Here is a 19,791-nt window from a genome sequence, read left to right on the forward strand (position 1 = left end):
GCGGCCGTCCGTGAGGGCGCGCCGCCGTACGCTTTGGATCAGGCGGACAGGGCGAGGCCGCGCGCCTCTGCGGGGACGCCGATGTCCGTGCGCTGGTCCGCGAACTCGGCCGGGATCGTCAGCACGTAGACGCAGCCGCGCTCCGCGCAACAGCTCACCTCGAAGCTGCCGCCCATCAGCGCCGCCAGCTTGCGCGTGACGGCAAGGCCAAGCCGCGCGCCGGAGAGCCGTTCGTCGTCTTCGCGCAGGAAGGGCTCGAACAGACCTTCGATCTGCGCGGCCGACAGCAAGGCGCCCGCGTCCGTCACCTCGAACTGCAGCGCATCGGCGCCGGCCGATGTGAGGCGCTCCGCGCGCAGCGTGACCGCCTTGCCGGCCGAGCGGCGGACCGCGTGCGTGAGCATGTTGACGATGCACTGGCGCAGCCGGTTCTGATCGGTGAACGCCTGACCCAGGTTCGGCGGCGGAAGAACGCGGAACTGGACATTGTGCGCGCGGACGCTCGATCCCAGCGCGGCCGCGGCGCTGAGGAACACTTCCTCGACATCAAACGCCTCGGCCACGATCTCCAGCCGATCCGCCTCGATGCGGGAGAGATCCAGCAATTCGGTGAGGAGCGTCATCATGCTGCGCGCTGCGCCGGTGATGCGAGCCAGGTCGCCGCGCACCGTGCTATCGCCGCGGTCGGACAGCTCCTCGTCGATCAGATCGGCGTAGCCGATCACGTCGTTGAGCGGCGTGCGCAATTCGTAGCTGATGTTGGCCAGGAAGTCGGACTTCATCCTGTTGGCGGCGGCCGCCGCTTCGCGCTCGAGGATGGCTTCGCGGGCCCGCTGGTTGGCTTCGCCGAGACGGCGCGCGAACTCGTTATAGGCGTCGGTCAGGCGCGCGATCTCGTCCGCGCCGCGGTCGCGCGGCAGTGGCGTGATCGTCTTCGACTGGGCTTTGAAGTGCCGCTCGATCCGCTGGATTCGGCTGATGACGAGGATGCGCAACAGCAGCCAGATCGTGCACATGGCCGCCGCGATCATGAAGGCGGCGGCGAGCGTCGCGACGCCGATCGTGGCGGCGCCGAGGGCGGAGACGGCGCGCTCGCTGCGCGCGATCACGCCGCCGATCGCCTCTCCGTTCGGCGCGCGCAGGGGGATCAGCGAACTCAGGTCCGTCGCGCTGTGCTGAATGCCGCTCGCGAGGGATTCCGTTTGCTGGCGCCGACTCACGAACTGGAGCTGGAGCTGGGTCTGGTTGGCGAGCGCGGCGGTGTCGACTCGGCGGCCGAACACGACCCACCCGCGCGGCGTCCCGCTGCCGTCGGTGTGTGTCGAACGCGCGGCGGCGTAAACGATTGGCCCCATGCTCTCGGTCCACAGTGCGCCGCCTACGACGCTCTGACCGGAGGTCTCGCGGATCGCGTTGAGCACGCGGGCGCGGATCACGAGCATAGCCTCGACCGCGCCGTCGGGGCTCCACTGCTTGGACCAGAGCGTCCGTCCGCGGTCGTCGAAATAGATGGCGAGGTCGACGCCGTATTCGCTCAGCCACTCGTCGCGGGTGAAGTTGTCTTCGATGTAGCTCGGGTTCGCGCCGCCGATATAGGTGTAGGTGTCGTCCCAGCGGGCGTAGTCCACCGCGCGCGTCCGCAGGTCGTCGGCGATGGCGGCGATGTTCGCCTCGACGCGGGCGCGATCGAGCGTGTGGGCCTCGACGTCTTGGCGCTCGAACGTAGGGCGCACGGCTTGATCGAGAATGAACCAGGCCCCGCCCAGGAGGGCGGTGAACACGATCAGCAGAATCGCGCCGGTTTTGGCTGTGATCGACATGAGGCGGCCAGCCTAACCGCTACATGCTTAAGGGAGCTTCGCGAAGGTTAGGTGAAGCGCGCGGAAACTACAGTTGCCGAAAAGAAAACGGCGCGCCGCTGGGGGAAGGCGCGCCGTCGCTCTTAGAGAGCTCTCGGGTCGGGGAGGATCGGAGAGCTGAGGGGCCTCGCCGCGCGGCGTCGGGGGGAGGGGAATGGCCGCGCGGCGAGGGGGAAGCGGTTAGTTAGGCCGCTTCTGTCTTGTCGTTCGCCGCTTCGACGATCTTGGTCGGGGCGGCGGCGCTGATCTCGATCTTGCGCGGCTTCAGGATTTCCGGAAGCTCACGCACCAGCTCGATCGTCAGCAAACCGTTTTCCAGCTTCGCGCCCGCGACGCGGACGTGGTCGGCGAGGCCGAAGCGGCGCTCGAAGCTGCGCTCGGCGATGCCGCGATGCAGGAAGTTGCGTTGCTCGGCCGGCTTGCGCTGGCCGGTGACGAGGAGCGAGTTCTGCTTGAACTCGATGGTGAGATCGTCTTGCGAGAAGCCCGCCACAGCCAGTTCGATCCGGAACTGGTCGTCGCCGACCTGCTCGATGTTAAAGGGCGGATAGCCAGGCGCAGCGTCCAGGCGCGCGGCTTGGTCCATCAGGCTCGCGATGCGGTCGAAGCCGACCAGCGTGCGGTAAAGCGGATTGAGTTCGGTCGAAGCCATGCTTTTGTCCTCCTAAAGCGACAATCAGGCGCTCCTCATGGGAGCTGTTTCTGCCGGCGCTTCCGCCCCCGAAGGCGGCGGGCGTACCGGCTGCGCGGCCTCTGCCGAGCGCCGTGCTCACCGCATGTGGGAACGCCTATGGCAGCTTCAAGAGCCCCCATTTTGACAATCTTAGCTGTTCCCGCTTAGCCCTCGGCCATGATCGAATTCACCCGCCGCCAAGCCGCTCTGGCGCTCGCCGCCGGTCTTGCAGGATGCGGCCGCGGCCGCGGCGCCGACGCGCCGCCGCGCGGCTCGCTGGCATGGGCGATGGCCGGCGAATGGCGGATCGAGCCCGAACGCGATGACTGGCGCCATCCGCTGCAGACGCTGCTGTTCTGGGGCCTCGAAGGCAATATGACCGTGCTCGAAGTGCTGCCGGGCCGCGGCTGGTACACCGCGATCCTCGCGCCGTATTTAGCGGCGAACGACGGTCGCCTGATCAGCGCGAGTTTCGATCCGCGCAGTCCGTCTCTGGCGCAACGCGAAACGCTGGCCGCGTGGCAAGCGCGCTTCGGCCAAGACCCCGAGCTGTTCGGCGAGATCGAACGCACGGTCGTGCGTCCCGGCGCGCCGCTTGCGCCGGCAAACAGCGTCGATCTCGCCATTCTCGCCAACAACGTTCACACCTTGATGGCAGAGGGGATCGCCGAGTTCGTTTTCCGCGAAATCGCGAACGCGCTGAAGCCCGGCGGTTCGTTCGGCGTCGAGCAGCACCGCGCGTCGTCGACCGGCCTGCAAGATCCGCTCGCCGGCACGGGTTACGTCCAGGAAGCTTACGTCAAAGCGCTGGCGCAAGAGGCGGGGCTCGAGTTCGTCGCCGCCAGCGATGTGAACGCCAATCCGCGCGACACCCGCGACCACCCGTTCGGCGTCTGGACGCTGCCGCCGACGCTGCGCACCTCCCCGCTCGGCCGTCCCGACGATCCGGATTTCAACACCGCGCCGTACGAGGCGATCGGCGAGAGCGATCGGATGACGCTCAAATTCCGCAAATCGACCGTTCCTGCCGCGGCGGCGCCCGCAGAACCCGCGGAATTGCGTCCCTGACGCTTCCGTCACTCTTGCAGGCCAACGCGCGCTGGTGTGTAAGGGACCAAGGCCGAAGCCGGAGGAAGCAATGACGTACGACGAAATCTTGAACCGCTTTCAAAGCGCTGGCGTGACCGTCCCGGGCAAGAAGGTGAAGTTCGACTTCGGCGACCAAGGCAAGATCCATCTCGACGGCGGGGCCAATAAGGTCTCGAGCGAAGACGCCGCCGCCGACACGACGATCAAAGTGAAGCTGGAAGATTTCGTCGCCATGGCGCAAGGCGCGCTCGATCCGACCGCGGCCTTCATGCAAGGCAAGCTGCGCGTCGAAGGCGACATGGGCGTCGCCATGCAGCTGCAGAGCGTGATGGCGAAGCTGCGCAGCTGAGAGCGGCGGCAGAGGGGGCCATGGCGTTCGTCCGCGTCCCAGGCAACGACATACCCGAGGGCGCGGAAGAGCATTGGCTCGAAGGCCGCGGCGGCGTGAAGGTGCGGGTGATGACCGCGCCCGCGATCGGAACGCCGCGCGGCTCCGTCATCGTCGCTCCCGGCCGTACCGAATTTGTCGAAAAGTACTTCGAGGTGACCCGCGAGCTGCAGGCTCGCGGGTTCGCCGTTTTCTGCATCGACTGGCGCGGCCAGGGTTTGTCGGGCCGCGAAGTGGAGAACGGCCTCAAGGGCCACTTCGCCAGCTTCGACGATCCGGTCAACGATCTGTCGACGGCGCTGAAGCTGCTTTCGGCCAAGCTGCCGCGTCCGCACATTGGCCTCGCCCATTCGATGGGCGGGGCGATCATGCTGCGGGCGCTGCAGACGCGCCGAATCGAACTCGACGGCGCGGCGTTCTCGGCGCCGATGTGGGGCATTCTCGGCCTCAACGACATGGCCAAGAAGTACGTGCGCTTCATGACTTCGCTCGGCGTCGGCGGCCAATTCGCGCCGAGCGTCGAAAAGAAGTGGAAGCGCGAAACCTTCAAGAAGAACCCGGTCACGCACGACAAGGAGCGGCACGCTCGTTGCCAGGGGCTGGTGGCGGAAGAGCCGCGCTTGGCGCTCGCCGGGCCGACGGTCGGCTGGGTCGCGGCGGCGGCGGACGCGACCGAGGCGTTCCTGACTCCAAACAGCCTCGCGCACATTCGCATCCCCGTGCTGGTGGCCACGGCCGGCGAGGAGCAGTTGGTCGACAATGCGAGCCATCCGCTCGTCGTCCAGCAATTGCCGGAAGCGCGCCACATCACCATTGTCGGCGCCAAGCACGAAATCCTGATGGAGACGGACGAGCTCCGCAGCCAGTTCTGGGCGGAGTTCGATCAATTGGCGGAGCGCGTTGCACCCGCAAGCGCTTGAGTAGCGAGCGGAGGCCGACATGGCCGGAGAATTGGTTCTCGTCACTGGCGGCAGCGGCTTTCTTGGCGCGCACGTCATCATCCAGCTTCTGAACGCAGGTTATCAGGTGCGCACGACGGTGCGTTCGCTGTCGCGCGAAGCCGAGGTGCGCCAAATGCTGCGCGTCGGCGGCGTCGAAGCGGGCGAGCGGCTGAGCTTTGCGGCCGCAGATCTCACGAAGGACGACGGCTGGGCCGATGCGGTTTCGGGCTGCACATACGTGCATCATGTCGCTTCGCCGTTTCCGCCCAACATTCCGAAGCACGAAGACGAAGTCATCATTCCCGCGCGCGACGGCGCGCTGCGCGTGTTGAAGGCCGCGCGCGACGCCGGCGTGAAGCGTGTGGTGCTGACGTCGTCTTATGCGGCGATCGGCTATGGCCAGCCGCAGCAGAGCGCGCCGTTCGACGAGACCAACTGGACCAATCCCGACGGTGACGACGTCCGCGCGTATGTGAAGTCGAAAACGCTCGCGGAGCGGGCGGCATGGGACTTCATGCAGCGTGAGGGCGGCGCGATGGAGCTGTCGGTCGTCAATCCCGTCGCGATCCTCGGGCCGGCGTTGGCGGCGGACTATTCGACCTCGATCCTGCTGATCAAGCGGCTGATGGAAGGCGACATGCCGGGTTGTCCGCGGCTCTGGTTCGGCATTGTCGATGTGCGCGACGTCGCCGACCTCCACATGCGCTGCATGACCGCGCCCGAAGCGAAGGGCGAGCGCTTCCTGGCCGTCGCCGGCGAGTTTCTCTCGATCGCGCAGATCGGGCGCATCCTGAAGCGTCGGCTCGGCCCTGCGGCGAAGCGCGTGCCGACGCTTGAGCTGCCGGATTTTCTGGTCCGCATGGCGGCCCGGCGCGATCCGGCGGTGCAGCAGATCCTGCCCGAACTCGGCAAGCGCAAGAACGGCACGGGCGCCAAGGCGCGGCGCATGCTCGGCTGGGCGCCGCGTTCGAATGAGGAGGCGATCGTCGCGACCGCCGAGAGCTTGGCCGCGCTGGGTTTGCTGAGGGGCGCGGAGAAAAAAGCGGCCTGAGTGTCGAAATGCAGAAAGCCCGCGCGTCACTGCCGCGTGGGTGATGGCGCCCACTTCGTTTGGGAGACGACGATGCAATACATGCTGTTGATCTACGGCGATGAATCGAGCTGGGCCGCGCTGACGCCGGACCAGATCGCCCAGGAGATGGGCGCCTATATGGCCTACACGCAGGATCTGCAGAAGGCCGGCGTCTACATCGCCGGTCACGAACTGCAGCCGGTCGCGACGGCCAAGACCGTGAGCGTTGACGCCGGCAAGCAGAAGGTCGTCGACGGCCCGTTCGCTGAAACCAAGGAAACCCTCGGCGGCTATTATTTCATCGAGGCCGAGACCATGGACGATGCGCTCGCTTGGGCGGCGAAGTGCCCGGGTGCGCGGCATGGGCGCATCGAGGTGCGCCCGGTGGTCATGCGCTGAAGCATGTCCACGGCTGCGGCCGCAGAGCGCGTCGCGCGCGACAGCTACGGGCGCCTCGTCGCTCTGCTCGCCGCGCGCACGCGCGATGTCGCCGCCGCCGAGGACGCGCTCGCCGACGCTTTCGCCGCAGCGCTGACCGCCTGGCCCCGCACCGGCGCGCCGGACAATCCCGAAGCGTGGCTGTTCGCGGCGGCGAAGCGAAAGCTGATCGACGCCGCGCGCCGGCGCAAGACGGCGCAAGAGGGCGAAGCGCAGCTCGCGCTCAACATCGAAGAGCTCGAAGCGGAAACCGCCGCGCGCGAGCTGCCGGATCGCCGGCTCGGGCTCATGTTCGCCTGCGCCCATCCCGAGATCGACGAGAGCGTGCGCACGCCGCTGATGCTGCAGGCGGTGCTCGGTTTCTCCGCTGAGCGCATCGCAGCCGCGTTCCTGGTCGAACCCGCTGCGATGAGCCAGCGGCTCGTGCGCGCCAAGAAGAAGATTCGCGACGCCGCGATCGGCTTCGACGTGCCGAAGCCGAACGCTTGGCCGACGCGGCTCGCCGCCGTGCTCGACGCGATCTACGCCGCCTATGGCGCGGGCTGGAGCGATCCGCTTGGCGCCGATCCCGAGCGGCGCGGTTTGGCGGAGGAAGCGATCTGGCTGGCGCGTGTGCTGGCGAGCCTGGTGCGGCATGAGCCTGAAGTTCTGGGCCTGCTTTCGCTGATGCTGCATCTCGAAGCGCGCCGACCGGCGCGGCGCAACGGCGACGGACACTTCATCCCGCTCGACGAGCAGGATGTGAGCCTCTGGCGGCGCGACCTGATCGGCGAAGCGGAGACGCTGCTGCGCGCGGCGCACACCGCCAAGCGCCCCGGCCGCTACCAACTCGAAGCGGCGATCCAATCGGCGCACGCGACGCGGGCGTGGCGCGGCGAAGCCGATTGGGACGCGATCATTCTGCTCTATCAAGCGCTCTCCGAACTTACCGGTTCACCGGTGGCGCGGCTCAATGCGGCGGCCGCGCTCGCGCGCCGCGATGGCGCGGAGGGCGGGCTCGCGGCGATCGAGGCCGCCGCCGGCGAACACCCCGTGCTCAAGACCTACCAGCCCTATTGGGCGTTGATGGCCGATCTCTGCGCGCGCCTCGGCCGGCGCGAAGCGGCGTGCGCGGCGTACGAAGAAGCGATCGCGCGCGAACGAGACAGAGCCGTCATCGCCTTTCTCGAACGGCGGCGCGACGCGTTCTAATCGCCGTACGCCGCGGCCAGTTCCGCGCGTGCGGCTTCGAGCTGGCGCTGAAACTCCGGATCTGCGTGCAGCCGCGCGATCGCGGCGGCGCCGACATCGCGCCCTGCCTGGACATCGCTCGGATAATGCACGCCGCAGACGACCCGGCTCCAGGTGAAATCGCGGCCGCGCTCGATGATGGCGTCGGCGCGGGAGGGAACCAGTTCCGCCAACACCAGCGCCCAGGCCCAGCCGAGCGCGGCGTGGCCGGACGGATAGGAAAAGCTCGCGCGCAGGCGCTCGTCGCCCGGGATGCACGGCGTGATTGCGTCGTCGCTCAGGAACGGACGCTGACGGCGGTGAAGAAATTTCACCGGATCGCCGGCAAAGCCGGCGGCGCGCCCTGCGCGGTCGAGCGCGGCCGTCGTGGCGGGAAAGTTCGCAGCCGTGAAGTCCGCGCCCAGCACCGAGTCGAACGCCGCGAACGGATCGATGGCGTTGTCCTCGAGCGCCTGCTGGCGGCGCTCCGCTGTCCACGGGCCCCGCACAATCGAGCGTTCGGCCATCTCCGCCGCGCTGTTGGCCTGAGGCGGCGGCGGGATGAACACCGTGGCGTCGACCTGGACTGCGGGATTGCGCTCCGGCGTTGTCGGGTGTGTCGGCTGGGCGCTTGGCGGGGACTGAGCGACAGGCGCTGTGTCCGCGGTCGCGCAGGCCCCCAGTGCGACGGCGGCAGCGAAGACAAGTTTCAGTTTGATCATGTTTCCCCCAGTGACGCGAAGCACCCTAGCGGCGGCCGGTCGAAGCTCAAGGCGCCCGATCTAGTGGCCCTCTCTATAGTTCGACCTAATAAATCCGATTGGGCCGATACCGGCCGAGGCGCTATCGACGCATGAGGAGGATCTCGGACATGGCCGACGAAGGTGAACGCAAATGCCCAGTGCCGCATTCGCGCGGCAGATTGAATCGCGACTGGTGGCCGAACCAGGTCAATGTCAGCGTGCTGCATCAGAACACGCCTGAGACGAATCCGTACGGCGCGGCGTTCAACTACGCCAAGGAATTCGAGAGCCTCGACCTCGACGCGGTGATCAAAGATCTGCGCGCGTTGATGACCGACAGCCAGGACTGGTGGCCGGCGGACTACGGCCATTACGGACCGTTCTTCATCCGCATGGCGTGGCACGCGGCAGGGACGTATCGCGTCGGCGATGGACGCGGCGGCGGCGGACGAGGTCAGCAGCGCTTCGCGCCGCTGAACTCGTGGCCGGACAACGGCAATCTCGACAAAGCGCGGCGCCTGCTCTGGCCGATCAAGCAGAAATACGGCGCAAAGCTCTCGTGGGCCGATCTGCTCATTCTCACCGGCAACGTCGCGATCGAATCGATGGGCGGACCGATCTTCGGCTTCGGCGGCGGCCGCGCCGATACGTGGGAGCCCGAGAACCACGTCAACTGGGGCGCAGAAGAAGCCTGGCTTGCCGACAGCAAAGCGCCCAACAGCCGCTATAGCGGCGAGCGCGAATTGTTCGGCGATTACGGCGCCGTGCAGATGGGCCTCATCTACGTCAATCCTGAAGGGCCGGACGGCAACCCCGATCCGGCGAAGTCCGCGATCGATATCCGCGAGACCTTCGCGCGCATGGCGATGAATGACGAAGAGACCGTCGCGCTCGTCGCTGGCGGCCACACCTTCGGCAAGGCGCATGGCGCCGGCCCGACGAGCCATGTCGGCCGCGAGCCGGAAGGCGCCGAGCTCGAGCTGATGGGGCTTGGCTGGCAAAGCACGTTCGAAAGCGGCATGGCCGGCCACACCATCACCAGCGGCATCGAAGGCGCGTGGAAACCCAATCCGACCAAGTGGGACATGGGTTATTTCGACGCCCTGTTCGGACACGAGTGGGAGCTGACCAAGAGCCCGGCCGGCGCGCATCAATGGAAGCCGAAAGGCGACGCCGGCAGAAATGTCGTCGACGCCCACGATCCGAACAAATTCCATCAGCCGATGATGACGACCGCGGACATGGCTCTGCGCGTCGATCCGATCTACGAGAAGATCTCGCGCCGCTATCACCAGAACCCGCAAGAGTTCGCCGACGCGTTCGCGCGCGCCTGGTTCAAGCTCACACACCGCGACATGGGCCCAAAGTGCCTTTACCGCGGCAAGTACGTGCCGAAGGAGACGTTGATCTGGCAGGACCCGATCTCCGGCCCGCCGAGCACGATCGATGCAGGCGACGCCGAAATGCTGAAGGCGAAGATCTTGGCGACGGGTCTTTCGGTGCGGGAACTGGCCGAGACGGCGTGGGCTTCGGCTTCGTCGTATCGCGGCTCTGATCGCCGCGGAGGCGCGAACGGCGCGCGCATTCGGCTTGCGCCGATGAAGGATTGGGAGGTCAACAAACCGGCCCAGTTGCAGAAAGTGCTGTCGGCGCTGGAAGCGGTCCAGCAGGCGTTCAACGCCGGCGCGAAGAAAGTCTCGATGGCCGATCTCATCGTGCTCGCCGGCAATGCGGCGATCGAGAAAGCGGCGAAGGACGGCGGCGTCACGGTGAAGATCCCGTTCAATCCGGGCCGCGGCGACGCCACGCAGGACGAGACGGAAATCCATTCGTTCGAATTCCTCAACCCGAAGGCGGACGGCTTCCGCAACTATGTGCGGAAGCCGATCATGCCGGTCGAAGAGCACCTGGTCGACCGCGCGCAATTGCTCGAGCTCACCGCGCCGGAAATGACGGCGCTGATCGGCGGCTTGCGGGTTCTGCAAGTGGGTCACGAGCAACATGGCGTGCTGACGAACCGGCCGGGCGTTTTGTCGAACGACTTCTTCGTCAATCTCTTGGACATGGGCACGCAGTGGAAGGGCGCGGGCGGCAGCCAAGAAGTGTTCGAGGGCCGCGACCGCAAGTCGGGCAAGCTGAAGTGGACCGGCACGCGCGCCGACCTGATCTTCGGCTCGCACTCGCAGCTGCGCGCGCTGGCTGAAGCGTACGGCGCCGAGGACGCGAAGGAGAAGTTCGTGCAGGACTTCGTCAAGGCTTGGACCAAGGTGATGGAGCTCGATCGCTTCGATCTGCGCCAGCCGGCGCCGACCGGGGCGCACTGAGCTCAGCGCGAGGACGGAGAGAGGGCGGCGCCGCACGCGCCGCCCTTTTCGTTACGCCGCTTCCAGTTTGGGCAGGAGGCCCAGCTCCCGCATTTTTGCCCGCGCGCGGCGGTCGTAATCGTCGGCCAGCGCGAGAAGCGCGCTCTCGCAATCGCCGGTGAACGACGGGCCGTGCATCAGCGCGAGTGTGCGCGGTTTCAGCTCCGCCAGCTTGCGCAGCGTCGCGCCCATGGCGGGGTTGAGCGCGGAATAGTTGGCGATGTCCTCGCTGGCGATGGCGGCGCCGACGATGTCGCTCTCGGTCGTCGCCGGACCTTGGCCGTACTGGGTGAAGAGATCGCCGCAGAGCAGCGCGCCGGTGGTCTCTTCGTAGATGAGGCCGGCTTCCCAGCCGTGCGGCACGTGCGGCGTGTCGAGATAGCGCGCGCGCTTGCCGCCGAGATCGAGCACTTCGCCATGCTTCAGCGCGCGCGGCGCGCGGTTCGCTTGATCGTTGAGCGAGACGCCGACGGCCGTCATGCCGTGCGCGATTTGCGCCTCGGGAGCGATGGCGAGCCATTCGTTCATAGAACCGCACTCGTCGGCTTCGTAATGGCCGAAGCTGATCCAGCGCAGTCGTTCGGGCGGCATGAGCTTGGCGACGGCGTCGCGCACGAGCGGGAAGAGGCCGCGCATACCGGTGTGAAAGAGCAGCGGCTGCTCGCCGCGGATCAGGAATTGGTTGAAGGCGAGGCCGCCGGGTTCGACCTGCGGGATGAAGGTGGAGAGCCGGAACACGCCGTCGGCGATTTCGTCGATGCTGGTTTGCATGGAGCTGTCTCCTTCAGTCGCCTAGATTGACAATACATGCGTGTGTAGCCAAATTGAGCGGCATGTCAATATGGATGCACAAAGCTGTGCAACGAAAAGCGTAATGGCCCGTACGTACACGCTGAAACGCCGCGCCGAAGCCCAGGCGGAGACGCGCCGGCGCATCGTCGAAGCGGCGGTCGAGCTGCATTCGACGCTCGGTCCCGCGGCGACGAGCTTCAGCATGATCGCCGAGAAGGCGGGCGTGCAGCGGCATACGTTCTACGCCCATTTCCCGGACGAGCGCAGCGTGCTGATGGCGTGCTCGGCGCATTCGCTGGCGCAGGATCCGCTGCCGGAGGCGGCGCCGTGGCGGCCGATCGCCGATCCGGCGGAGCGGCTGCGGGTCGGGCTGCGCGCGGTCTACGATTGGTACGAGCGCAACGAGAGCCTCGTCGCCTGCGTGCTGCGCGATGCGGAGACGCACGAATTGGTGCGCGAGATCATGGCGCTGCGCTATGGGCCGGGCATCGGCGCTTGGCATGAAGCGCTGGGCGCCGGGCTCAAGGCGAAGCAACGGCCGCTGCTGGCGCTGGCGCTCAGCTTCCACAGCTGGCGCACGCTGACGCGCGAAGCGGGGCTGAAGCAGGCGGAGGCGGTGAAGGCGATGATGCATGCGGTGATTGGGACGGGGCAGTAGGCAGTGGGCAGTAGGCAATAGGGTGCGCTGATGCGCCGGCGGACGCCGGTGCTCGAAAATTCCTACTGCCTACTGCCCACTGCCTACTGCCCCTAATGAGAGGCGGGGCGCGTCGGACGCGCTGGGGTAGTGCCTAGTGTGCGTTGGCTGTCGCCAGACAACGCTGCGCGTCGAACGCGCCCCGTGATCGGCCGTTATTCCCGGATTGGCGACCAGGAGTTGTTGGCTCACCAACGCACAGAGCACGCAGGGGCCTTGGCTCCTTATGGCCACGAGCCGGTTCAGCGCGTCGGAGTCTTCCGAAAAACTCCGGACCCTGCGGTTTCACGCCCCGCAGGCAATGCAGACCTCGTTCGCTTCGCCTCACGAACCTGGAAAGCGTCGTACCCTCTCTCAAGGGCCCTCTCGACATTCCACGTCCGCGGACTTCCTCAACGATGGGCGTCACGTCGTTTTCTTTGTGGACCGGTGCCTTCGTGTTTTTTTACCACGGCGACACAACGGATTTCACAGCGATCACAACGCTCCTCTTCCATCGAAGCGACGCCTGCCGCGCCGGTCGATGCGCTCACATTTCAAAGCTTCGGAGCTCTTCGAAATCCTCTCGTGTGAGCGCGAAGGCATTATACGTCAGGTCTGGCGCCGTCGGATTGATTTCTGCGCGGGCGTTGATCGGATTGGGTTTTCGCGCGAAAACATGGGGGATAGAGCGCGCATCTATCCTCGTTTCCGTCACGCTGGGCGAGCATCGCGCGAGCCCAGGATTCAGGGGCGGCCGCTGCGGCGTTGGCCCCTGGATCCTGGGTTCTCAGCTTCGCTGAGCCCCAGGATGACGGATGTGGCTGCGGCTATTGTGGTCCGCTGCGGCGCTGGGCTTCGCGGCGCCAGATCACGCGGGGCGTTTCGGCTTCTCCCTTTCGAACACGTCCTCGATCGTGCGTTCGAACGCGTCGGCGATGGCGAAGGCGAGGGAGAGCGAGGGATCGAAGTGCCCGTTCTCGATCGAGTTGATGGAATTGCGCGAGACGCCGACCTGCGCCGCCAATTCCGCCTGACTCCAGCGGCGCTCGGCGCGCAGCACCCTGATCTTGTTCTTCATGACGGCTCGCGCGGCGCGCGCGACATCCAGACATGCCAGCCGAAGCTCAACAGCGCGGTGCACAGCGCTTGCGCGACGACGACCGCCAAGAAGCCGAAGGTGAAGGTGAGCAGCACGAGCTGCTGATCCGGATTTGGCTCACCGCCCCAAACCGCGGCGCCGGAGAGGATCAGATCATGGATCGGCGGCAGAGCGAGCAGCAGCGCCACCAGCGCCGAGCCCGTGGCCCATCCCCATTGGACGGAGAACCGCGCATTGCTGCGCTGCCATTCGTCGATCTGGCGGTCCTGCAGCATGGCGAGCGCGAAACTCGCGATGATGGTCAGCGTCGCGGCGAGCCCGGTGAGCATCAGCGCCGTCCCGTCGGGCTGCTGCTTCAGCCATGGTGCGGCGGCGAGCACCGAAACGGGCGGGACAATCATGAGCGCGAGGAGGAGAGCCTGGAGCGGCGACCGGGATTTGCTGGACGGGGGCATGTATGTTTCCTGTCGAGCCCAATGTGCTTGGCAAAATGCCAAGTAAACTTGGCATACCTGCCGGCGACGGTCAAGCGGTCTCCACCTCTTGTGGGCGGCGACCAGGCGAGCGGAGGATGTCGGCGCCGGCGGCGCTGGATCGTCCTTCGAGCGAGCAAGGAGAACGCGATGACCATCACCATCACCGCTTTCGCAGACTCGCCCGATCGCGGCGGCGGCTATGCGCGGGACATGATCGTGCGCTGGGCGCTGGAGGAAGTGGGCCAGCCCTATGAGGTGCGGCTCGTGCCGTGGGCCGATTTCAAGAAGCCCGCGCATCGCGCGCGCCAGCCGTTCGGGCAGATTCCGACCTATGAGGAAGGCGATCTCGTGTTGTTCGAGTCGGGCGCGATCGTGCTGCATATCGCCGAGCGTTTTTCGGGCCTGTTTCCAGCGGACGCGAATGCGCGCGCGCGGGCGATCGCGTGGATGTTCGCGGCGGTGAGTTCGGTCGAGCCGCTGATCGTGCAGCGCGAAGTGGTCGAGTATCTGGAGAGCGACAAGAGCTGGGCGGGTGAGCGCATGGCGATGGTCGAGCAGCGCATCCGCGATCGGCTGGGTGAGTTGTCGGCGCGGCTCGGCGATGCGGAGTGGCTCGACGGCGATTTCAGCGCGGCGGATATTCTGATGGTGCAGGCGCTGCGCCGGCTGGAAGGCTCGGACTTGTTGGCGGCGTTTGCGAACCTCGCGGCCTATGTGGAGCGCGGCAAAGCGCGGCCGGCGTTCAAGCGCGCATTTGCGGCGCAATTGGCGGTGTTCACCGGACAAAACCCTCTCCCCCGAGAGGGGGAGAGGGCAGGGTGAGGGGGTGGCGCAGGCGGTTGTAGGTCGGAGCGCGCGGCTCCGCCGCGCATGCGGCGCGGGAGCGCCGCGGTCCAACTCGGCAACGCCTGCGCTCCACCCTCACCCCAACCCTCTCCCTCCCACAGGAGGGAGAGGGAGCGACGGAGGTGTGGCGCTCGATGGCGCCGGCCCGTAGAAGCGCAGCAAAGCTGGAGATCTGCAGCATGGCGAAGCTTGTGTTCGGGATGAACGTGTCGCTCGACGGCTATGTCGATCACGATCGGTTTGCGCCTGAACCGGCGCTGTTCAGGTATTTCATCGAGCAGACGCGCAACACGTCCGGCAGCATCTATGGGCGCGGGCTCTACGAATTGATGCGCTATTGGGACGGCGACGAGTGGGCTCAGGATGGCCTGGAGCAAGGCGACCTGCGCGCGTTCGCGGAGGCGTGGCGGGCGATGCCGAAATGGGTGGCATCGCGCTCGCTGAAGCAGGTTGGGCCGAACGCGACGTTGATCGGCGATGATGTCGCGGCGGCGGTGCGGAAGTTGAAAGCTGACGTGGATGGCGAGATCGAAGTCGGCGGACCGAAGCTCGCGGCAAGCTTGGTGAGGCTTGGGCTGATCGATGAATATCACCTCTTCCTGCACCCGGTCGTATTGGGCCAAGGCGCGCCGTTCTTCGCCGGCGTGCAGCCGAAGCTGCGGCTGGTCGGGAGCGAGCGGATTGGGGAGGGGACGGTGAAGCTGACGTATGCGCCGGCTTAGCGCGTGTTAGGGGGTGAGGGGCGTTGAGCTGCCGCGGTGATACAGAACTAGCCCGGACCGCCGGCGCCCTCGCCGGCATCTTGGCTGATGCAAACTCTGTCCCGCATTGCTTGGCACAACGCGTCTTGCCGGCGAGGGCGCCGGCGGTCCGGGCTTAGCTTGCAAACAGCGCGCGCGTGTTTTCGCCCCTCATCCCGTTCGGCGCTGCGATTGAAGTGCAATCGCTCCCGTTTCGCGGGACCGCGCCGAACCCCTTCTCTGCAAGGAAGAAGGGGAGCGCGCGCAAACCTGACACATGGACGTCTTGCTATGCAGTCCATAGACTGGCGAGCATGAGAACGGCCGCAATAGCAGCTCTCGTTGTGCTCGCCGGTTGCGCCATGACGGCATCGAGCGCGGCGCAAGACCAAGCGCCCGCTGAAGCGTGCGCCAGTGCCGTAAGTTCGGCCGCGACCCTGAACGGGTCTGCGCTGTTTGCAGGCGCGACGTCCTGTGCTCAGGCGGAGCGGAAGGAGGATGCCAACTTCCTGATACTCGTCGGTCAAATCAGAGCCATGGCGGATTTGGCAATCCTGACGCCGAGCGACGAGGAAAGCGCGACGATTGCTGCTCAACTCTATGAACAGATTTACTATCAGTTCGGCGGGTTGGGTTTCGACGAAGTGTATAGAGTCCCTGCAGGTGTCTCTGCGCTTGAACAGCGAGTGCGGGCGGTGAACATCGCCTTCGCGCCCGGGTACGATCCCGGCTGGACTTACCGCTCATCGTCCAAGACTGACATTTATGATGCGATCGTCGCGAATACGCGAGAGCAGCGCCTTTGGCAGATGCGATCCATGGCATTGCATCTCCAGGACGACGAATATTACGCGGCACACCAAGCTCTCGGCGAATTGCAGCGGGCCAATCGTGTCTTCCAGGAAGGCACACCAGCCTACGAAGAACTTCAGCGTTTGAACGCGCGAATGGAGGAAGCTGCGCAAGATATTCCTGAGCTTCCGCCGCCTGAAGACACGACACCATATGCGCGTCTAAACGAGCCAGACCCGGAAATGATGACCCGCCAAGTGGCTGCTGGATTCAACGGCCCGGCGGAAGCAGGGACCTATCTGTTCCGTTCAGAGGCGGAGTTGCGCGCCTCATGGTTGGCGAGAGCATTGCCCGCTCCAGAATTCGCGGCGCTGATAGAAGGGACCAATTTCGACTCTCAGTGGCTCGTGGCGATGAGCATTGGTCGCCGCATGAATGCCTCAAGCCAGATTCACATTTCAGGGCTCGGCTACAGTTCGTCGTTCCCGGGTTATTCGATTGCGGTTCAGGTCGGGGTCGTCCCGGAATCCTGCGGTGTGAGCTTTACGGCGTCCTATCCGTATGTGGTTGGTGTCGTCGATGCGGCGCCGGGGGCGGAAGTGCGCGGACACAGCATGTCAAACTTCCCCGCAGAGTGCGGACCCATCATGGCAGGCCAGCCGACGCCGGAATAAGAAAGACCGCTCCTTTCGGAGCGGCCTTCGTGTTCTGCGCTCGCGCGCTGCGCTTACTTAAACAACTTCGCCCAATTCCGCGCTTCGCGCTTCTGCCACGCGCCGCGGTGATACGCATCGCTCACGATGATCGGCGCAACGGACGTCGCCTCCGCGAACACCATTTGCTCGTACACGGTGCTCACCTTGCCCCAGCTGGCGGCTTCTTGCAGCGTTGAGGAGGAGCAGGCGCCGTCGCGGACGTCGGCGACCGTGATCTGCACGGCGTATTTGTGCATCTCCACGTCCTCGTGGCCCAAAATCTCGGCGCAGACGACGGTGTCTTGCGCGAAGTTCTTCGGAACGCCGCCGCCGACCATGAAGAGGGCGGTGGTGCCGGCGGCGAGCTTGATCTCGGTCAGCTCGCGGAAGTCGCCGCCGCTGTCGATGGTGAGGTACGGCTTGCCCGCCTTGCGGCGCTCGACCTGGTGCTTGACGATGCCGAAGCCGGCCGAGCAATCGGAGAACGCCGGCACGAAGATCGGCACGCCTTTTTCGTAAGCGCGCTGGATGAGCGAATCCGGCTTCTTCGCGTTGCCGGCGGCCAGCCACTTGCCGAGCTCGTAGATGAACTCGCGCGAGGTGTAGGGGCGCGGCTCGAGCTGTTCGCAGATGGCGTAGATAGTGTGATCGACGTGCTGCAGCTCTTCTTCGTCGATGTAGGTGTCGTAGATGCGGTCGATGTAGAGCGAGCGCAGTGTGTTGTCGTTCGGGATCTCGCGCGCCTGATAGTGCTTGAAGCCGAGCGCTTCGAGGAAATCCATGTCGATGATCGAGGCGCCGGTGGCGACGATGGCGTCGATCATGTTGTACTTCACCATGTCGCGCCAAACGTGCAGGCACCCGGCAGCGCCGGTGGAGCCGGCCATGACGAGCCAGGTGGAGCACTTCTGATCTTCCAGCGCCATGTTGAGGATTTCGGCGGCGCGCGCGGCGTCGCGGGAGGTGAAGCTCATCTTGCCCCAGGCGTCGACGATCGGGCGCGCGTCGAAGCTGGCGATGTCGATGTGCTCGACCGGGGTGGAGAGCAGTTCCGCCTTGCGGTTGGAATCGATTTTGGCTTCGGCCATTGGAGGCATCTCCTAACGGCGGCGTCTGAAGCGACGACCGCACGGACGCTCCGCCCACGCGCGATCGCGGCGTCAGATAGGGCAATTGTGGCGGAATGCAAGAGAATATGAAAGCCGGCGCCGCGGCCGACAAGCGCCGGCTATTTCAGAGTGGACGTGTCGACCGCCAGCGGTTGCGTCAGCGCAGCGATGATATCGCCGAAGTGCGCCGGGTCACGCTTGGCGTACGCATTCGCCTGCGGCCCGGAGTGACGCAGCACGAGACGGCCCTGCACGTCGGCGACCCAGTATTCGGCGAGGCCGCCCGCGGCGTAGTCCTCCAGCTTCTCGCCGAGATCGTCGGCAAGCGTAGAGTCCGCCACTTCGACAATGAGCTTCACCGCCGAGGCGGGGATCGGGCCGTCGAGATTTGCAGGCGCTTCCGCCGGATTCCAGACGATGATGTCAGGCAGGGGCTCGAAGCCGCTGCCGAAGCGGACCGAGATTTCCTGATCGACAATCCAGGCCAAGCCGGCGCTAGCCAGGGCTGTTTCCAAAGCCTTCGCCAGCAGCCGCTTCACCGTGCCGTGTGGAACGTATTGTGGGCTCGTTTTGACGATCAGACCCCGCCGCAGCTCGACGCGCATGTCGCCGAACCCGCCCGAACGCACGAGGCGTTCGAACTGCTCGTTGGTAAACGTCGCGAGACTGCGAGAGGGCGCGTTCATGAGGATAAGATAGCGCCACTGATCGGCGGCGACAAAATAGTCAGCCTTTCCCGCGCGCTTCGCGTGGGCTCACCCCGGTCCAGCGCTTGAAGGCGCGCGAGAACGAGGCGGGGTCGGAGAAGCCGACGAGATAGGCGGTCTCGTTCACCGAGACCTTCTTGGCGGCGAGATAATCGAGCGCGAGCCGGCGGCGCAGATCGTCGAGCACCTGTTCGAAGGTCACGCCTTCGTCCTTGAGATGGCGATAGAGCGTCTGGCGGCTGACGCCGAGCTTCGCCGTGATCCGGTCGATGCCTACATCGCCGGTGTGCAGGATCGGCATCAGCATCGCCTCGACCTGGCCGCGCAACGTCTTCGCTTGCTCCAGCTCTTCGAGCAATTCGTCGCCGCGTTCGGTCAGCACGCCGAAGGCGTAGCGGTTCTCCGGCTGAATCTGCACGAAGGCCCAGGCGGGATTGCTGCGGATCGCATTCCAGCGGCTGGAGAAGGTCACCGGCACCTGCCAGAGGCGCTGGTACGCTTCCGCGTGAGCGGGCTCGGGATGAGTGACGTGCGCTTCGAGCGCGAACACCGCCTGCGGGAAGTCGCGCCGCGTCCAGCAGATGAAGCGCGACCAGGTCGACTCGGTGAGCTCCGGGAAATCGTTCGGATTGCCGCGGCGGTCCTCCATCCAGCGTTCGGCGTTCTTCTCCACGATCTGAAAGCGCGGGCCGTCGCCGAGGCCTTCGGTTTCCACGACCAGGCGGCCGTACCTGTTCAACTGCTGCAGCGCTTCGAGCATGTTGGCCGAGGCGTGGCTGATCAGTCCGACGACCGAGAACTTCCTGAAGTCGGTGGCGGCGCCGAATTCGAGCGCGAGCGCGGGATCGCCGGTCTCCGCTTTCGCTGCGCGCATCAACGCGACGTAGCGCGCGAACGGCAGACGATTGTCCTGATCGCTCAGCGCTTCGGCGGGAATGCAGGCGCGCGCCAACAGGCGCCGTTCGCCGGCGCCATGCGCAACGGCGAAGTCGAGCAGCGCCTTGACGTAGCCGGCGGAGACAGTCGGTTCAGCCATCGGCGGCGCTGTTACCTGGGATCATGTTTTTGGCGCCTCGCGTCA

Annotated in this window: 20 protein-coding genes; 11 read left to right on the forward strand and 9 right to left on the reverse strand. The window is 65.9% G+C overall.

The window, feature by feature from the left end; genetic code table 11:
* Positions 1-38: 38 nt before the first annotated feature.
* Positions 39-1,820 (reverse strand): CHASE4 domain-containing protein, encoded by a 1,782-nt coding sequence (locus VEA80_RS08965; protein WP_325060384.1) that lies wholly within the window; start codon positions 1,818-1,820, stop codon positions 39-41.
* A 223-nt stretch (positions 1,821-2,043) separates the two neighbouring features.
* Entirely contained in the window at positions 2,044-2,511 is a 468-nt protein-coding gene (locus VEA80_RS08970) for an Hsp20 family protein (RefSeq protein ID WP_325060385.1), read from the reverse strand.
* Positions 2,512-2,709: 198 nt separating this feature from the next.
* On the opposite strand from VEA80_RS08970, the gene VEA80_RS08975 reads away from it, so the two are divergent.
* From VEA80_RS08975 to VEA80_RS09000, 6 genes are all read left to right on the forward strand, one after another.
* A complete protein-coding gene (locus VEA80_RS08975) occupies positions 2,710-3,600 on the forward strand; it encodes a hypothetical protein (RefSeq protein WP_325060386.1) in 891 nt (296 codons plus the stop codon).
* 70 nt (positions 3,601-3,670) lie between these two features.
* The gene (locus tag VEA80_RS08980; RefSeq protein WP_325060387.1) at positions 3,671-3,970 is read left to right on the forward strand and encodes an SCP2 sterol-binding domain-containing protein; all 300 of its coding nucleotides are present in this window, start codon (positions 3,671-3,673) and stop codon (positions 3,968-3,970) included.
* A 20-nt stretch (positions 3,971-3,990) separates the two neighbouring features.
* Positions 3,991-4,929, forward strand: coding sequence for an alpha/beta fold hydrolase (locus VEA80_RS08985; protein ID WP_325060388.1), 939 nt, complete (start codon positions 3,991-3,993; stop codon positions 4,927-4,929).
* A gap of 19 nt (positions 4,930-4,948) precedes the next feature.
* Complete coding sequence (locus tag VEA80_RS08990) at positions 4,949-6,001, forward strand: aldehyde reductase (protein ID WP_325060389.1); 1,053 nt, start codon at positions 4,949-4,951, stop codon at positions 5,999-6,001.
* A gap of 72 nt (positions 6,002-6,073) precedes the next feature.
* On the forward strand, positions 6,074-6,421 hold the full coding sequence (locus VEA80_RS08995) for a YciI family protein (RefSeq protein ID WP_325060390.1): 348 nt from the start codon (positions 6,074-6,076) through the stop codon (positions 6,419-6,421).
* Between the two features lie 3 nt (positions 6,422-6,424).
* Positions 6,425-7,651, forward strand: a complete 1,227-nt coding sequence (locus VEA80_RS09000) for an RNA polymerase sigma factor (protein WP_325060391.1) — start codon at positions 6,425-6,427, stop codon at positions 7,649-7,651.
* Here the strand turns inward: VEA80_RS09000 and VEA80_RS09005 are convergent.
* Positions 7,648-8,391, reverse strand: coding sequence for a phosphatase PAP2 family protein (locus VEA80_RS09005; protein WP_325060392.1), 744 nt, complete (start codon positions 8,389-8,391; stop codon positions 7,648-7,650). The two genes, VEA80_RS09000 and VEA80_RS09005, sit on opposite strands and share 4 nt — an antisense overlap.
* 149 nt (positions 8,392-8,540) lie before the next feature.
* Here VEA80_RS09005 and katG point away from each other — a divergent pair, with 149 nt between their 5' ends.
* Entirely contained in the window at positions 8,541-10,736 is a 2,196-nt protein-coding gene (gene katG, locus VEA80_RS09010; RefSeq protein ID WP_325060393.1) for a catalase/peroxidase HPI, read from the forward strand.
* A 51-nt stretch (positions 10,737-10,787) separates the two neighbouring features.
* On the opposite strand, the gene VEA80_RS09015 is transcribed toward katG, so the two are convergent.
* The gene (locus VEA80_RS09015) at positions 10,788-11,546 is read right to left on the reverse strand and encodes a hypothetical protein (protein WP_325060394.1); all 759 of its coding nucleotides are present in this window, start codon (positions 11,544-11,546) and stop codon (positions 10,788-10,790) included.
* A 103-nt stretch (positions 11,547-11,649) separates the two neighbouring features.
* Here VEA80_RS09015 and VEA80_RS09020 point away from each other — a divergent pair, with 103 nt between their 5' ends.
* On the forward strand, positions 11,650-12,225 hold the full coding sequence (locus VEA80_RS09020; RefSeq protein ID WP_325060395.1) for a TetR/AcrR family transcriptional regulator: 576 nt from the start codon (positions 11,650-11,652) through the stop codon (positions 12,223-12,225).
* Positions 12,226-13,114: 889 nt separating this feature from the next.
* Here the strand turns inward: VEA80_RS09020 and VEA80_RS09025 are convergent.
* Both VEA80_RS09025 and VEA80_RS09030 read right to left on the reverse strand, forming a co-directional pair.
* Positions 13,115-13,324 (reverse strand): helix-turn-helix transcriptional regulator, encoded by a 210-nt coding sequence (locus tag VEA80_RS09025; RefSeq protein WP_325060396.1) that lies wholly within the window; start codon positions 13,322-13,324, stop codon positions 13,115-13,117.
* On the reverse strand, positions 13,321-13,746 hold the full coding sequence (locus tag VEA80_RS09030; protein ID WP_325060397.1) for a hypothetical protein: 426 nt from the start codon (positions 13,744-13,746) through the stop codon (positions 13,321-13,323). Before VEA80_RS09030 ends, VEA80_RS09025 begins: the two co-directional genes overlap by 4 nt.
* A 222-nt stretch (positions 13,747-13,968) precedes the next feature.
* Between VEA80_RS09030 and VEA80_RS09035 the strand changes: the two genes are divergently transcribed.
* The 3 genes from VEA80_RS09035 to VEA80_RS09045 all read left to right on the forward strand — a co-directional run bounded on the left by VEA80_RS09035 (position 13,969) and on the right by VEA80_RS09045 (position 16,873).
* Positions 13,969-14,643: a glutathione S-transferase family protein gene (locus tag VEA80_RS09035; protein WP_325060398.1), complete on the forward strand. Its 675-nt coding sequence runs from the start codon at positions 13,969-13,971 to the stop codon at positions 14,641-14,643.
* Positions 14,644-14,846: 203 nt separating this feature from the next.
* On the forward strand, positions 14,847-15,389 hold the full coding sequence (locus VEA80_RS09040) for a dihydrofolate reductase family protein (protein WP_325060399.1): 543 nt from the start codon (positions 14,847-14,849) through the stop codon (positions 15,387-15,389).
* 332 nt (positions 15,390-15,721) lie between these two features.
* Positions 15,722-16,873: a hypothetical protein gene (locus VEA80_RS09045; protein ID WP_325060400.1), complete on the forward strand. Its 1,152-nt coding sequence runs from the start codon at positions 15,722-15,724 to the stop codon at positions 16,871-16,873.
* A 53-nt stretch (positions 16,874-16,926) separates the two neighbouring features.
* Here the strand turns inward: VEA80_RS09045 and VEA80_RS09050 are convergent, their stop codons facing one another.
* The 3 genes from VEA80_RS09050 to VEA80_RS09060 form a co-directional block, all read right to left on the reverse strand.
* Entirely contained in the window at positions 16,927-17,982 is a 1,056-nt protein-coding gene (locus VEA80_RS09050) for a 1,9-bis(guanidino)-5-aza-nonane synthase (RefSeq protein WP_325060401.1), read from the reverse strand.
* A 140-nt stretch (positions 17,983-18,122) separates the two neighbouring features.
* Positions 18,123-18,689 carry a Uma2 family endonuclease gene (locus VEA80_RS09055; protein WP_325060402.1) on the reverse strand — a complete coding sequence of 189 codons (567 nt, stop codon included), beginning with the start codon at positions 18,687-18,689 and terminating at the stop codon, positions 18,123-18,125.
* A gap of 40 nt (positions 18,690-18,729) precedes the next feature.
* Positions 18,730-19,746 carry an AraC family transcriptional regulator gene (locus VEA80_RS09060; protein WP_325060403.1) on the reverse strand — a complete coding sequence of 339 codons (1,017 nt, stop codon included), beginning with the start codon at positions 19,744-19,746 and terminating at the stop codon, positions 18,730-18,732.
* Positions 19,747-19,791: the final 45 nt, after the last annotated feature.

The organism is Vitreimonas sp., from assembly GCF_035627415.1.
Taxonomy (GTDB): domain Bacteria; phylum Pseudomonadota; class Alphaproteobacteria; order Caulobacterales; family Aquidulcibacteraceae; genus Vitreimonas.

Bases quoted from the DNA above. Each gene is read 5' to 3' on its own strand.
- VEA80_RS08965 (WP_325060384.1), bottom strand. From the start codon at position 1,820: ATGTCGATCACAGCCAAAACCGGCGCGATTCTGCTGATCGTGTTCACC.
- VEA80_RS08970 (WP_325060385.1), bottom strand. From the start codon at position 2,511: ATGGCTTCGACCGAACTCAATCCGCTTTACCGCACGCTGGTCGGCTTC.
- VEA80_RS08975 (WP_325060386.1), top strand. From the start codon at position 2,710: ATGATCGAATTCACCCGCCGCCAAGCCGCTCTGGCGCTCGCCGCCGGT.
- VEA80_RS08980 (WP_325060387.1), top strand. From the start codon at position 3,671: ATGACGTACGACGAAATCTTGAACCGCTTTCAAAGCGCTGGCGTGACC.
- VEA80_RS08985 (WP_325060388.1), top strand. From the start codon at position 3,991: ATGGCGTTCGTCCGCGTCCCAGGCAACGACATACCCGAGGGCGCGGAA.
- VEA80_RS08990 (WP_325060389.1), top strand. From the start codon at position 4,949: ATGGCCGGAGAATTGGTTCTCGTCACTGGCGGCAGCGGCTTTCTTGGC.
- VEA80_RS08995 (WP_325060390.1), top strand. From the start codon at position 6,074: ATGCAATACATGCTGTTGATCTACGGCGATGAATCGAGCTGGGCCGCG.
- VEA80_RS09000 (WP_325060391.1), top strand. From the start codon at position 6,425: ATGTCCACGGCTGCGGCCGCAGAGCGCGTCGCGCGCGACAGCTACGGG.
- VEA80_RS09005 (WP_325060392.1), bottom strand. From the start codon at position 8,391: ATGATCAAACTGAAACTTGTCTTCGCTGCCGCCGTCGCACTGGGGGCC.
- katG (WP_325060393.1), top strand. From the start codon at position 8,541: ATGGCCGACGAAGGTGAACGCAAATGCCCAGTGCCGCATTCGCGCGGC.
- VEA80_RS09015 (WP_325060394.1), bottom strand. From the start codon at position 11,546: ATGCAAACCAGCATCGACGAAATCGCCGACGGCGTGTTCCGGCTCTCC.
- VEA80_RS09020 (WP_325060395.1), top strand. From the start codon at position 11,650: ATGGCCCGTACGTACACGCTGAAACGCCGCGCCGAAGCCCAGGCGGAG.
- VEA80_RS09025 (WP_325060396.1), bottom strand. From the start codon at position 13,324: ATGAAGAACAAGATCAGGGTGCTGCGCGCCGAGCGCCGCTGGAGTCAG.
- VEA80_RS09030 (WP_325060397.1), bottom strand. From the start codon at position 13,746: ATGATTGTCCCGCCCGTTTCGGTGCTCGCCGCCGCACCATGGCTGAAG.
- VEA80_RS09035 (WP_325060398.1), top strand. From the start codon at position 13,969: ATGACCATCACCATCACCGCTTTCGCAGACTCGCCCGATCGCGGCGGC.
- VEA80_RS09040 (WP_325060399.1), top strand. From the start codon at position 14,847: ATGGCGAAGCTTGTGTTCGGGATGAACGTGTCGCTCGACGGCTATGTC.
- VEA80_RS09045 (WP_325060400.1), top strand. From the start codon at position 15,722: ATGAGAACGGCCGCAATAGCAGCTCTCGTTGTGCTCGCCGGTTGCGCC.
- VEA80_RS09050 (WP_325060401.1), bottom strand. From the start codon at position 17,982: ATGGCCGAAGCCAAAATCGATTCCAACCGCAAGGCGGAACTGCTCTCC.
- VEA80_RS09055 (WP_325060402.1), bottom strand. From the start codon at position 18,689: ATGAACGCGCCCTCTCGCAGTCTCGCGACGTTTACCAACGAGCAGTTC.
- VEA80_RS09060 (WP_325060403.1), bottom strand. From the start codon at position 19,746: ATGGCTGAACCGACTGTCTCCGCCGGCTACGTCAAGGCGCTGCTCGAC.